The following is a 13112-nucleotide window of genomic DNA, read 5'->3' on the forward strand; positions in this document are numbered from 1 at the left end:
GACCTGATCGTCGTCCTGGAGGCCATGAAGATGGAACAACCCCTGAACGCCCACCGCTCAGGCACCATCAAGGGCTTGACCGCGGAGATCGGCGCGTCGATCACGTCTGGTGCGGCGATCTGCGAGATCAAGGACTGAGGCCTCCGGCGGTCGGGCGGGGCGCCTACCGGGCTGGTGGTTTGGGTGCGCGGGCGACTGCGGGTCCATCGTGGCTGGTCGCGCAGTTCCCCGCGCCCCTGAGGGGGCGCTCCCGGAAACGCAACGCCCAACCCTCCCGCACTCTCCCACCGGCGGGAGGGGCCGTGGACCGATGCGTCGCATGCCCGTCGCGTAGGTTCTGACGGGCTGACGCACCGGCCCGCGGCCCCGACCCCCAACGAACTCAGGGGCGCGGGGCTGCGACATCAGTGGCTCCGCCGCGGGGCGCGACCAGCCACAACGCATCCGCAGCGGCAGCGAGCCCCGAACCACCCACCCCGGAAGCCGCCGTCAAGGCGTCAAGGCGTCAACGCCGGCGCATATCCGCAACCCGCGCCCGCTCGCCCTGGGGCTGGTCCCCAAGAACCGCCGCGGTGCTCCGCAACTGCGGCCCCCCACCCGGGACTTGACCCCGACGCGGACTGGGAAGCGGCACATCCCGGCGGGGCGGCTGCCGCCCCGCCGGTCCCGCACCGCCCGAGCCGGCAACAGCGATCTGCACGCCCTGGTCGGCCAGGGCCTGCAACTCGGTGGCCGCGCGGTCGTCATGCGCGGGCGGCTCGTCCGTGACCAGGCGCGTGATCACATCCGTCGGCACCGTCTGGAACATCGTGTCGGTGCCGAGCTTGGTGTGATCGGCGAGGACGACGACTTCCGCGGCGGCCTGCACCAGCGCCCTGTCCACGCTGGCCGACAGCATGTTGGAGGTGGACAGGCCGCGCTCGGCGGTCAGTCCGCTCCCGGACAGGAAGGCCCGGGAGACCCGCAGCCCTTGGAGGGACTGCTCGGCCCCGCTGCCGACGAGGGCGTAGTTGGAACCGCGCAGGGTGCCGCCGGTCATCACGACCTCGACGCGGTTGGCGTGGGCCAATGCCTGAGCCACCAGGAGGGAGTTGGTGACGACGGTCAGCCCGGGCACCCGCGCGAGCCGACGGGCCAGCTCCTGCGTGGTGGTGCCCGCCCCGACCACGATGGCCTCGCCCTCTTCGACGAGACTCGCGGCGAGATCGGCGATGGCCGTCTTCTCGGCGGTCGCGAGATGTGACTTCTGCGGAAAGCCGGACTCCCGCGTGAACCCGCCCGGCAATACCGCACCGCCATGCCGGCGGTCGAGGAGTCCTTCTGCCTCCAGTGCGCGCACGTCCCGCCGTACGGTCACTTCAGAGGTCTGGACGACGCGGGCGAGCTCACGGAGCGACACGGCCCCGTTCGCTCGCACCATTTCGAGGATCAATTGGCGACGTTCTGCAGCGAACACGAAACTGACAGTAACCCCAACGACCGTCTGCTTTCAGCAGTTTGCGCCGAATAACAGAAGTTGTTCGCACGGCAGCACGGAAAGTGGTATACGCACCCGCTCCAGCTGTCCACGCCGTACGAAGAAGCGGCAACTCCCCGTGACCAGCCAGGAGTTACTTCCGGCCTCAGGCGTCGAGCTCGGTCTTCCGGGTGTGCAGCTGACGCGCCACCTCGGCGATCGAGCCCGAAAGGGATGGGTACACGGTGAAGGCGTTCGCGATCTGTTCGACGGTCAGGTTGTTGTCGACCGCGATCGAGATCGGATGGATCAGTTCCGAGGCGCGCGGCGAGACGACCACACCGCCGACGACGATCCCGGTGCCCGGCCGGCAGAAGATCTTCACGAAGCCGTCCCGGATGCCCTGCATCTTGGCGCGCGGATTGCGCAGCAGCGGCAGCTTCACGACCCGGGCGTCGATGACGCCGCCGTCGACGTCCGCCTGCGAGTAGCCGACGGTCGCGATCTCGGGGTCGGTGAAGACGTTCGAGGACACGGTCTTCAGGTTCAGCGGGGCGACCGCGTCACCGAGGAAGTGGTACATGGCGATACGGCCCTGCATCGCCGCCACGGAGGCGAGCGCGAAGACTCCGGTGACGTCACCGGCCGCGTACACCCCCGGAGCCGTTGTCCGGGACACCTTGTCCGTCCAGATGTGCCCGGAGTCCTTCACCTTGACGCCGGCCCCTTCGAGCCCCATGCCATGGCTGTTCGGGATGGCGCCGACGGCCATCAGACAGTGCGAGCCGGTGATGACGCGACCGTCGGCCAGCGTCACTTCGACCCGGTCGCCCACGCGCTTGGCGGACTGGGCACGCGAGCGCGCCAGGACGTTCATGCCACGCCGCCGGAACACGTCCTCCAGCACGCCCGCGGCATCGGGGTCCTCACCCGGCAGCACACGATCACGGCTGGATACGAGCGTGACCCGCGACCCGAGCGCCTGATAGGCACCGGCGAACTCGGCGCCGGTGACACCGGAACCGACCACGATGAGCTCCTCGGGCAGCTCGTCGAGGTCGTACACCTGGGTCCAGTTCAGGATCCGCTCACCGTCCGGCTGCGCGTCGGGCAGCTCACGGGGATGTCCACCGGTGGCGATGAGCACGGCATCGGCGACGAGCGTCTCCTCGCTGCCGTCCGCGACCCGCACCACGACCTTCCGGGACCCGTCCAGGGCCTGCTGACCGTCGAGCCGCCCACGACCGCGCATGACTCGCGCCCCCGCCCGCGTCACGGATGCGGTGATGTCGTGCGACTGGGCGAGCGCGAGCCGCTTCACCCGGCGGTTGACCTTGCCGAGATCGACTCCGACCACCCGGGCGGGCGTGTCGATGTGCGGTGTGTCGTCGGCCACAATGATGCCGAGTTCCTCGTACGAGGAGTCGAAAGTGGTCATCACCTCGGCGGTCGCGATCAGTGTCTTCGACGGCACGCAGTCGGTGAGCACCGACGCACCGCCCAGGCCGTCGCAGTCGACGACGGTTACCTCCGCGCCGAGTTGGGCGGCCACCAGGGCCGCCTCGTATCCGCCGGGTCCGCCACCGATGATCACGATCCGAGTCACGTACTCCATTGTCCCGTACGCCCCACGGTGCTTCCGCCCGGGGGCCTGCTCCGGGTGCCCCTGTTACAGGAGAGGCCCGCGCGTCGCTGCCGTACCCTCAACCCCATGTCGCTCTACGCCGCATACGCCGGCAATCTCGACCCGCGGCTCATGACGCGCCGGGCCCCGCATTCGCCGCTGCGCGCCACGGGGTGGCTCAACGGCTGGCGGCTGACCTTCGGCGGCGAGCACATGGGCTGGGAGGGCGCGCTCGTGACCATTGCGGAGGCGCCGCGCTCGCAGGTGTTCGTCGCGCTGTACGACGTCGCTCCACTCGACGAGGACTCCCTGGACCGCTGGGAGGGCGTCGGGCTCGACATATACCGGCGGATGCGGGTCCGTGTGCACACGCTGGAGGGCGAGGAGCCGGCGTGGGTGTACGTGCTGAACGGCTATGAGGGCGGACTGCCTTCGGCGCGCTATCTGGGGGAGATCGCGGACGCGGCGGAGTCGGCGGGGGCGCCGCACGACTATGTGATGGAGCTGCGGAAGCGGCCCTGTTGATTCAGGGGCGTTGGTTCCGGGCGTTTGTTCCGGGCGTTGGTTCTTTGGGTGCGGGGCCAGTGCGGCAGCAGATTCCTTCGAGGGTGCGAGGTATGCGTTCCCGGGCTGCGTCGGCTCAGAGAAGACAACGACAAGGACAAGGACAAAGGCAACGATCGCGAACCTGTGACCCTCAGCATCTACGCGCGTAGGCATTCACCAGCTACCCTCATCGCGTGAACGCTTCTCTTCTTCCGGACGACATCCAGGGCGACCCCTACGCCGCCGCCGACGCCGCCGCCTCGCGCCTGCGCGAGCTCACGGGCGCCGAGACCCACGACGTCGCGCTGGTGATGGGCTCCGGCTGGGCACCGGCCGTGCACGCCCTCGGTGCCCCCGAGGCCGACCTCCAGGTCACCGAGCTGCCCGGGTTCCCCCCGCCGGCGGTCGAGGGTCACGGCGGCAGGATCCGCTCGTACCGCTTGGGCGACAAGCGGGCGCTCGTCTTTCTCGGCCGCACCCACTTCTACGAGGGGCGCGGTGTCGCCGCCGTCGCGCACGGCGTGCGCACCGCCGTCGCCGCCGGGTGCAAGACGGTTGTGCTGACCAATGGCTGCGGGGGGCTCCGCGAGGGGATGCGGCCCGGTCAGCCGGTGCTCATCAGCGACCACATCAACCTCACGGCCACGTCGCCGATCGTCGGCGCCAACTTCGTCGACCTGACGGATCTCTACTCGCGTCGGCTGCGCGCCCTGTGCAAGGAGATCGACGCGTCTTTGGAGGAGGGGGTGTACGCGCAGTTCCCCGGGCCGCACTACGAGACGCCGGCGGAGATTCGGATGGCTCGGGTCATCGGGGCGGATCTGGTGGGGATGTCGACGGTTCTGGAAGCCATCGCTGCGCGGGAGGCGGGGGCGGAGGTGCTGGGCATTTCGCTGGTCACGAATCTTGCTGCCGGGATGACTGGGGAGCCGCTGAACCATGAGGAGGTTCTGCAGGCGGGGCGGGATTCGGCTGCGCGGATGGGGGCGTTGTTGACGCAGGTGCTGGATCGAATCTGAACCTTTGGGTTCGTTGTTTTTGTGCGGGTGCGTTGTGGCTGGTCGCTCGCCCACTCTCGGCTTCTCCCCCACTCTCGAATTCGCTCGAGCGGGGGACCCCCATCGTGCCGGAGCCGCTGATGTCACAGCCCCGCGCCCCTGGTTCGTGGTGGGTCGGGGCCGTGGGCCGGTGGGAGGCTGCGGGCACGTGCCGGCTGGTGAGCATGGTGACTGACGGCTCCGGGAGCGCTCCGTCAGGGGCGCGGGGCTGTATCGATTTGGGCTCCGCCCGTGGGCGCGGCCAGCCACGACGGACTGGCAGCCGCACTCGATCCCAACACCCCGCCCCGGTAGGCGCCCCACCCCCGGTAGGTCCCACTCCGCCCACGAACCCGCCCACCCGCGGTGAGCACCCCACCCGCCGGGGCAGGGACCTGGGGGCGGCAGCCTCCGGTTTCGGGAAGGGGCGGGGCTGGGGAAAGAAACCCTCCCCCACCCACCCGCACCAGGCCGACTAGGAACCAGAGAAAGAGGTTGACCCCCGTGCAGGATGAACTCGTCGCGAAGGCCAAGGCGTGGTTGGCCGAAGACCCCGACCCGGAGACCAGGGACGAACTCACCAGGCTGATCGACGCCAGGGACGAAGCGGAGCTCACCGCACGATTCACCGGCACCCTCCAGTTCGGCACCGCGGGCCTCAGAGGCGAACTCGGCGCCGGCCCCATGCGGATGAACCGCGCGGTGGTCATCCGAGCCGCCGCGGGCCTCGCCGCGTATCTCAAGGGCAAGGGCCGGGAGAACGGCCTGGTCGTCATCGGCTACGACGCCCGCCACAAGTCGGAGGACTTCGCCCGCGCCACCGCCGCGGTGATGACGGGCGCGGGCCTGAGGGCAGCCGTGCTCCCCCGCCCCCTCCCCACCCCGGTCCTCGCCTTCGCCATCAGGCACCTCGGCGCGGTCGCGGGCGTGGAGGTGACCGCCAGCCACAACCCGCCGCGCGACAACGGCTACAAGGTCTACCTCGGTGAGGGCTCCCAGATCGTCCCCCCGGCGGACGCCGAGATCGCCGCGGAGATCGAGGCGATCGCGAGCCTGAACGACGTACCGCGTCCGGCCGGAGGCTGGCAGATCCTCGCCGACGAAGGCGACGACAGCGTCCTCAACGCCTACCTCGCCCGTACGGACGCCGTACTCGCCGAGAGCTCCCCCCGAACCGCCCGCACCGTCTACACGGCGATGCACGGCGTCGGCAAGGACACCCTCCTCGCCGCCTTCGCCCGCGCGGGCTTCCCGGAGCCCGTCCTCGTCGCCGAACAGGCGGAACCGGACCCGGACTTCCCCACGGTCGCCTTCCCGAACCCGGAGGAACCGGGCGCGATGGACCTGGCCTTCGCGAAGGCCCGCGAGGCGAACCCGGACCTGATCATCGCGAACGACCCGGACGCCGACCGCTGCGCCGTGGCCGTCGAGGACGGCGGCGACTGGCGCATGCTGCGCGGTGACGAGGTCGGCGCCCTCCTCGCCGCCCACCTTGTGAAGCGCGGCGCCCGCGGCACCTTCGCGGAGTCGATCGTGTCGTCCTCTCTCCTCGGCCGTATCGCGGAGAAGGCGCAGCTCCCGTATGAGGAGACCCTGACGGGCTTCAAGTGGATCGCCCGGGTGGAGGGCCTGCGTTACGGGTATGAGGAGGCCCTTGGCTACTGCGTGGACCCCGAGGGCGTACGGGACAAGGACGGCATCACGGCGGCCCTGCTGATCACGGAACTGGCCTCGGAGCTCAAGGAGCAGGGCAGGACCCTCCTCGACCTCCTCGACGACCTCGCCGTGGAACACGGCCTGCACGCCACCGACCAGCTCTCCGTCCGCGTGGACGACCTCTCCCTGATCGCGAACGCGATGCGCCGCCTCCGCGAACAGCCGCCCACCCACCTCGCCGGACTGGCGATCACGAAGTCCGAGGACCTGACGAAGGGCACGGACAAGCTCCCGCCCACGGACGGCCTGCGCTACACGCTCGACGGCGCCCGCGTCATCGTCCGCCCCAGCGGCACGGAGCCAAAGCTGAAGTGCTACCTGGAAGTCGTCATCCCGGTCGCTTCGCACACCGACCTGCCCACGGCCCGCAAGAAGGCGACGGCTCTCCTGACGACCATCAAGCGGGACCTGTCGGCGGCCGCGGGTATCTGACGCACACGGGCGTCTACCGACAATCGCTTGAGGGTCGGATCGTGGGATCCGAGGAGGAGGTGTCCACGCAGGCTCAATGGGCGTGGCCGACGCACGATTTGGTGCGGCGCCAACCGCCACAGCGTGCGCCCTGCCGTCCGATGCGGAGCGCACCCCGAGCAGCCAGCGCGCTCACCTCAGCGCCATCACCGCAGCCACCCACCCCAGCGCCAGCACGACCGCCAGCGGCCACAGCGGGCGCCCGCGTTCGGGAGCCGTGCTCTCCCCCGTGGGCCGCAGCGCGGGATCCGTGCGCATCGCGCTGAGTTCGGCGGCCAGGGCGTCATACGGGTGTACCAGGCCGCGGGTGCGCTCCAGCCAGCCCCAGTGGGGTGCGGCGACAGTCCAGTTGTCGCCGCGCCAGCGCAGCTTGAGTTCGAAGCGCTGGCGGCGTACGGAGCGGAGGTCCTCCCAGGGGACGTGCTGGGGTCCGCGCAGGCCGGTGACCCATAGGCCCGTGCGGTCGGCGGTGATGCGCCAGGCCAGTTTCACGGGGACGCGGACCGCGCCGTAGACGCCCAGTACGACGACCAGGGCGAGCTTCCACATGGCGGTGCCGGATTCGGTGAACCAGGCCCAGCAGAGCCAGACGCCCCAGGCCACCAGCAGCGCGGCGGCCAGCCAGTCGAGCCACCCGGCATGCCAGCGACGCACTGCGACGGGCGGCTGGGTCCCGGCCAACTCCCTTGCTTGCTCCTCCAGTTGGCGACTTTGCGCCTCCCGGGCCTTGGCCCGCTCGATACGCCGCCGCCCCGCGCTCAGCGACAACGGGCGTACGGGTCCCGTCGACCACTCGATCAGCGGAGGCTGGGCCGGGTCCACGTCGGCGCTGAGGACGAGGACCTCGGCGCCGTCGAAGGGCGCACCGAAGAGGACGGCTTCGCGGACCGGGCCCGGGGTGTCGGCGTCCACGACCTCCAGGAGCCGCTCGAGCTCCTCCTCGTCGTCGTCCTCGGTCTCCGCCCCTTCGGCTTCGGCATCGTCGTCCTCGTCATCGTCATCGTCATCGTCGAACGAGGTCAGGTCGACCGTGAACAGGGGGCGGATGGCCCGGACGTCGTCCGCGGCGTAGACCTCCGTGCCGCCTTCCACGTCGTCGCGCACCAGGACGCGCAGTACCGGTGCGGGTTCCCGGCGCAGTTCGACGGCCCGGTGACGGCCGAACCAGGCCGAGGCCAGGGCGGTCGCGCCGAGGCCGGCCACGAAGAAGGCGGCTGCCCAGGCGCCTTGGCGGTCGGCGGCCGAGCCCCAGAGGCCGGAGGTGGCACCGGTCAGCACGCCGAGGGCGAGGACCACGAGGCCGAGGTTGCGCAGGAAGCTGCCGCGCCGCACCGGTTCCTCCGCGTCCGGCAGCCACGCCGTGATGCCCTCGGCTGCCTCCAGCGCCCGCTCGTACTGCGCGCTCCGGGCCCGCAGGCGTACGGCCACCACCGCCCAGCAGGCCGCCACGACGAGCACGAAGAGCGCGGTCACCGCCCACGGCTGCGACGGTGCCTGGAAAGCGAGCGCGAGGAGCAGCGCGGGCGCCCCGGCCCAGACGAGCTCGGGGCGGGCGAGCACCCACAGGACGTACACCGCGAACGCCGCCGCGAGCAACGGCCAAAGACCACCGAGCACCACGGCCCAGCCGCCCGCGCACAGCGCGAAGGTGGTCACTCCGGCCGCGACCGACCTGCGTACGCGCAGGAACGTCCAGCGCGGCGGCAGCGCCGCCGACCAGACCCCGGCCTGCCCTGCCGTCCAGTCCCGGCAGCCCTCGGGTATCGCCGTGGCGGGCAGCCGCAGAGGCTCGTCGTACGACACATCTACTCCCTCGGTGCGTGGCTACGCCGGTGACGCCTGGACCGGTGGTGTCGGGGGCCCCTTGACGGGACCCCCGGACGGCGAAGGCAGCCACCACCCTCTCGTACGGCCCAAAGCGCCCATCTCCTCAAGATCCGGGGTGTTGGGTACCGCATCAGGGCCCTGAGGCGGCCCGAGCGGTCACCCCATCGCCAGCAGAATGGCCAGCAGCACCGCACCGGCCAGCGCCGGCGCCACGATCTCGTAGGCCCATCGCACCGACGGCTCACCCTGCGCCCGCTTGTCCGGTCCACGCGCTACCACCAGCTCACGCAGCTCATCCATGATCTGGTCGGCGTGCGCGCGCACGGGCCCGGTCGGCTCCGGCATCCGCGACGGACGGATCTCGCCGCCCTCCTTGTCGGCGCGGGCCTGCTGCCGCGCCGCCTTCTTGCGGGCGCGCAGCGAGACGGGTATCGCCCACAGTTGGTACTTGGTGCCGGACTTGTCGAGCACCTCGTTCGAGTAGCCGGAGCGCAGGGCCTCGACCGTGCCCCAGGGCAGCACGATCACGCGGAAGGGGTTGCGGATGCGCAGCCTGTCGTCGTTCGCGAAGACGGCCGGGCGCAGGGTGAAGGCGACGACCAGCGGGACGAAGAGGATGAGCCCCGCGAGCGCCAGCCACGGCGTCCGGCCCTTGCCCACGATCAGCGCGTCGATACCGAGCCAGCCCGCGATGGCGAGCAGCAGGACACCGCCCGCGATGGCCGCGGGCGACCGGTAGATCCGGTCCCTGGACTCCGGACCCGAGGGCCGCGAGGGCGGCATGGACGGCGTGGGTTCCGGTGAGCCAGGAGAATCCGACGATGCCGGCGACTCAGGCATGCCCTGGGCATCCGGCGAATCCGAAGAGCCCTGGGAACCCGAAGAGCCCGGAGCATCCGGAGTCTCCGGGAACTCCGAGGAGCCCGAGGAGTCCGGTCGGGGTGGCTGATGGTCCGGGGTCGTCATGCTCCCGATTCTGCCCGACGCCTCTGACAGCGCTCATCCGCGGTCGCCAAGCACTCGATGAACTCGCGGCGAGCCCTCGATGAGCGCCGGGAAAGGCTCGAGGGCTGTACAGCTGCTACGCGCGTAGATATGCTCCCCTCGTGACCATGCCCACCACAGCACCAGCCGCACACGCACTCGGCGACGCAACCGCGTCCGACAGCACGCTGCGCCGCTTCCTCCACGGGCTGCCCGGCGTCGACACGGTCGGCCTGGAGGCGCGCGCCGCCTCGCTCGGCACCCGTTCCATCAAGACCACGGCGAAGGCGTACGCCATCGACCTCGCCATCTCCATGGTCGACCTGACGACACTGGAAGGCGCGGACACCCCGGGCAAGGTCCGGGCGCTCGGCGCCAAGGCCGTCCACCCCGACCCCACGGACCGTACGACCCCCACCACGGCGGCCGTCTGCGTCTACCCCGACATGGTGGCCACCGCAAAGGAAGCCGTCGCGGGCTCCGGCGTGAAGGTAGCCTCCGTCGCCACCGCCTTCCCGGCAGGGCGTGCCGCGATCGGCGTGAAGCTGGCCGACGTACGCGATGCCGTCAAGGCCGGGGCGGACGAGGTCGACATGGTCATCGACCGGGGTGCGTTCCTCGCGGGGAACTACATGAAGGTGTACGACGAGATCATCGCCGTGAAGGAGGCCTGCGGGACGAGCGCCCGCCTGAAGGTCATCTTCGAGACCGGCGAGCTGTCGACGTACGACAACATCCGGCGCGCCTCCTGGCTCGGCATGCTTGCGGGTGCCGACTTCATCAAGACGTCGACCGGCAAGGTCGCCGTCAACGCGACGCCCGCGAACACCCTGCTCATGCTGGAGGCCGTACGCGACTTCCGCGCGCAGACCGGGGTACAGGTCGGGGTGAAGCCCGCGGGCGGCATCCGCACCAGCAAGGACGCGATCAAGTTCCTGGTCCTGGTCAACGAGACGGCGGGCGAGGACTGGCTGGACAACCACTGGTTCCGTTTCGGCGCGTCCTCCCTCCTGAACGACCTGCTGATGCAGCGCCAGAAGCTGGCCACCGGCCGTTACTCCGGCCCCGACTACGTGACGGTGGATTGATCATCATGGCTTCCGTATTCGAGTACGCGCCGGCCCCCGAGTCCCGGTCCGTCGTCGACATCGCGCCCTCGTACGGCCTGTTCATCGACGGCGAGTTCACCGAGGCGGCGGACGGCAGGGTCTTCAAGTCGATCTCGCCCTCCACCGAAGAGGTCCTCTCCGAGGTCGCCCAGGCGGGCGAGGCGGACGTCGACCGTGCGGTGAAGGCCGCCCGTAAGGCCTTCGAGAAGTGGTCCGCGCTGCCCGGCTCCGAGCGCGCCAAGTACCTCTTCCGCATCGCCCGCATCATCCAGGAGCGCAGCCGCGAACTGGCCGTCCTGGAGACGCTGGACAACGGAAAGCCCATCAAGGAGACGCGCGACGCCGACCTCCCCCTGGTCGCCGCGCACTTCTTCTACTACGCGGGCTGGGCGGACAAGCTGGACCACGCCGGCTTCGGCGCGAACCCGCAGCCCCTGGGCGTCGCGGGCCAGGTCATCCCCTGGAACTTCCCCCTCCTGATGCTGGCGTGGAAGATCGCCCCGGCCCTCGCGACCGGCAACACGGTGGTCCTGAAGCCCGCCGAGACGACCCCCCTGTCGGCGCTGTTCTTCGCGGACATCTGCCGTCAGGCGGGCCTGCCCAAGGGCGTCGTCAACATCCTTCCGGGATACGGCGACACAGGCGCCGCGCTGGTCGCGCACGAAGACGTCAACAAGGTCGCCTTCACCGGCTCGACGGCCGTCGGCAAGGAGATCGCGCGGACCGTCGCGGGCACCCGTAAGAAACTCACCCTCGAACTCGGCGGCAAGGGCGCCAACATCGTCTTCGACGACGCCCCCATCGACCAGGCCGTCGAGGGCATCGTCACTGGCATCTTCTTCAACCAGGGCCAGGTCTGCTGCGCGGGCTCCCGTCTCCTGGTCCAGGAGTCGATCCACGACGAGTTGCTGGACTCCCTGAAGCGCCGCCTGTCGACCCTGCGCCTGGGCGACCCCCTCGACAAGAACACCGACATCGGCGCGATCAACTCCGCCGAACAGCTGGCCCGTATCACCGCGCTCACCGAGCAGGGCGAGGCGGAGGGCGCCGAGCGCTGGTCCCCCGCCTGCGAACTGCCGTCCTCCGGCTACTGGTTCGCCCCGACGCTCTTCACGAACGTCACTCAGGCGCACACCATCGCACGCGACGAGATCTTCGGCCCGGTGCTGTCCGTCCTCACCTTCCGCACGCCGGAAGAGGCCGTCGCCAAGGCCAACAACACCCAGTACGGCCTCTCCGCCGGCATCTGGACGGAGAAGGGCTCCCGCATCCTCGCGGTGGCGAACAAGCTCCGCGCCGGCGTCGTCTGGTCCAACACGTTCAACAAGTTCGACCCGACCTCGCCGTTCGGCGGCTACAAGGAGTCGGGCTTCGGCCGCGAGGGCGGTCGTCACGGCCTGGAGGCGTACCTCGATGTCTGCTGAATCAACTAGCGGCTCCGCCGCGGGTCGACTGTCGGTGTTCAAGACCTACAAGCTGTACGTGGGCGGAAAGTTCCCGCGTTCCGAGAGCGGCCGGGTGTACGAGGTGAGCGACTCGAAGGGCAAGTGGCTGGCGAACGCGCCCCTTTCGTCCCGTAAGGACGCCCGTGACGCGGTGGTCGCCGCGCGCAAGGCGTTCGGGCCCTGGTCCGGCGCCACGGCGTACAACCGCGGCCAGATCCTCTACCGCATCGCTGAGATGCTGGAGGGCCGCAAGGAGCAGTTCGTCCGCGAGGTCGCGGAGGCCGAGGGCCTGTCGAAGTCGAAGGCGGCAGCCCAGGTCGACGCCGCGATCGACCGCTGGGTCTGGTACGCGGGCTGGACCGACAAGATCGCGCAGGTGGTCGGCGGCGGAAACCCGGTGGCAGGCCCGTTCTTCAACCTGTCGACGCCTGAGCCGACGGGCGTGGTGACGGTCATCGCCCCCCAGGAGTCGTCCTTCCTGGGCCTGGTCTCCGTGGTCGCCCCGGTGATCGCGACGGGCAACACGGCGATCGTGGTGGCGTCCGAGAAGTCGCCGCTCCCGGCCCTCTCCCTCGGCGAGGTCCTGGCCACCTCCGACCTCCCCGGCGGCGTGGTCAACGTCCTCTCCGGCCGCACGGCCGAAATCGCGCCCCCGCTCGCCGCCCACCAGGACGTCAATGCGATCGACCTGGCCGGCACCGACGACGTACTCGCGAAGGAACTGGAGATCGCAGCCGCGGACAACCTGAAACGCGTACGCCGTCCCCAGCCTGTGGACTTCTCCGCGGCCCCGGGCACGGACCGCCTGACGTTCTTCCTGGAGACGAAGACGGTCTGGCATCCGACGGGATCACTGGGCGCCTCAGGCTCGGCGTACTGAGTTCTGACACGTGCCGC

At 70.3% G+C, this 13112-nt stretch carries 11 protein-coding genes; 7 read left to right on the top strand and 4 right to left on the bottom strand.

Annotated features, from left to right (window positions below):
- A partial coding sequence (locus ACFYO0_RS22295) for an acetyl-CoA carboxylase biotin carboxyl carrier protein subunit (protein ID WP_388679460.1) occupies positions 1–138 on the top strand: 138 nt, incomplete at its 5' end.
- A gap of 367 nt (positions 139–505) precedes the next feature.
- On the opposite strand, the gene ACFYO0_RS22300 is transcribed toward ACFYO0_RS22295, so the two are convergent.
- Positions 506–1456, bottom strand: a complete 951-nt coding sequence (locus tag ACFYO0_RS22300) for a DeoR/GlpR family DNA-binding transcription regulator (protein ID WP_388678607.1) — start codon at positions 1454–1456, stop codon at positions 506–508.
- Positions 1457–1622: 166 nt separating this feature from the next.
- Positions 1623–3071 carry an NAD(P)H-quinone dehydrogenase gene (locus ACFYO0_RS22305; RefSeq protein WP_388678610.1) on the bottom strand — a complete coding sequence of 483 codons (1449 nt, stop codon included), beginning with the start codon at positions 3069–3071 and terminating at the stop codon, positions 1623–1625.
- A 96-nt stretch (positions 3072–3167) separates the two neighbouring features.
- On the opposite strand from ACFYO0_RS22305, the gene ACFYO0_RS22310 reads away from it, so the two are divergent.
- The 3 genes from ACFYO0_RS22310 to ACFYO0_RS22320 all read left to right on the top strand — a co-directional run bounded on the left by ACFYO0_RS22310 (position 3168) and on the right by ACFYO0_RS22320 (position 6811).
- Positions 3168–3605 carry a gamma-glutamylcyclotransferase gene (locus ACFYO0_RS22310; protein WP_388678613.1) on the top strand — a complete coding sequence of 146 codons (438 nt, stop codon included), beginning with the start codon at positions 3168–3170 and terminating at the stop codon, positions 3603–3605.
- Positions 3606–3820: 215 nt separating this feature from the next.
- Complete coding sequence (locus ACFYO0_RS22315) at positions 3821–4645, top strand: purine-nucleoside phosphorylase (RefSeq protein ID WP_388678616.1); 825 nt, start codon at positions 3821–3823, stop codon at positions 4643–4645.
- Between the two features lie 522 nt (positions 4646–5167).
- Positions 5168–6811 (top strand): phospho-sugar mutase, encoded by a 1644-nt coding sequence (locus tag ACFYO0_RS22320; protein WP_388678618.1) that lies wholly within the window; start codon positions 5168–5170, stop codon positions 6809–6811.
- A gap of 171 nt (positions 6812–6982) precedes the next feature.
- On the opposite strand, the gene ACFYO0_RS22325 is transcribed toward ACFYO0_RS22320, so the two are convergent.
- Positions 6983–8653 (bottom strand): hypothetical protein, encoded by a 1671-nt coding sequence (locus tag ACFYO0_RS22325; protein ID WP_388678621.1) that lies wholly within the window; start codon positions 8651–8653, stop codon positions 6983–6985.
- A gap of 180 nt (positions 8654–8833) precedes the next feature.
- Positions 8834–9460 carry a PH domain-containing protein gene (locus ACFYO0_RS22330; protein ID WP_388678624.1) on the bottom strand — a complete coding sequence of 209 codons (627 nt, stop codon included), beginning with the start codon at positions 9458–9460 and terminating at the stop codon, positions 8834–8836.
- A gap of 323 nt (positions 9461–9783) precedes the next feature.
- On the opposite strand from ACFYO0_RS22330, the gene deoC reads away from it, so the two are divergent.
- From deoC to ACFYO0_RS22345, 3 genes are read left to right on the top strand one after another with little or no spacing between them, the layout of a single operon-like run.
- Positions 9784–10749, top strand: a complete 966-nt coding sequence (gene deoC, locus ACFYO0_RS22335; RefSeq protein ID WP_388678627.1) for a deoxyribose-phosphate aldolase — start codon at positions 9784–9786, stop codon at positions 10747–10749.
- Positions 10750–10754: 5 nt separating this feature from the next.
- Positions 10755–12194, top strand: a complete 1440-nt coding sequence (locus ACFYO0_RS22340) for an aldehyde dehydrogenase family protein (RefSeq protein WP_388678630.1) — start codon at positions 10755–10757, stop codon at positions 12192–12194.
- Entirely contained in the window at positions 12184–13095 is a 912-nt protein-coding gene (locus tag ACFYO0_RS22345) for an aldehyde dehydrogenase family protein (RefSeq protein ID WP_388678633.1), read from the top strand. Before ACFYO0_RS22340 ends, ACFYO0_RS22345 begins: the two co-directional genes overlap by 11 nt.
- Positions 13096–13112: the final 17 nt, after the last annotated feature.

Source organism: Streptomyces sp. NPDC006365 (assembly GCF_042870755.1).
Lineage (GTDB): Bacteria > Actinomycetota > Actinomycetes > Streptomycetales > Streptomycetaceae > Streptomyces > Streptomyces xiangluensis.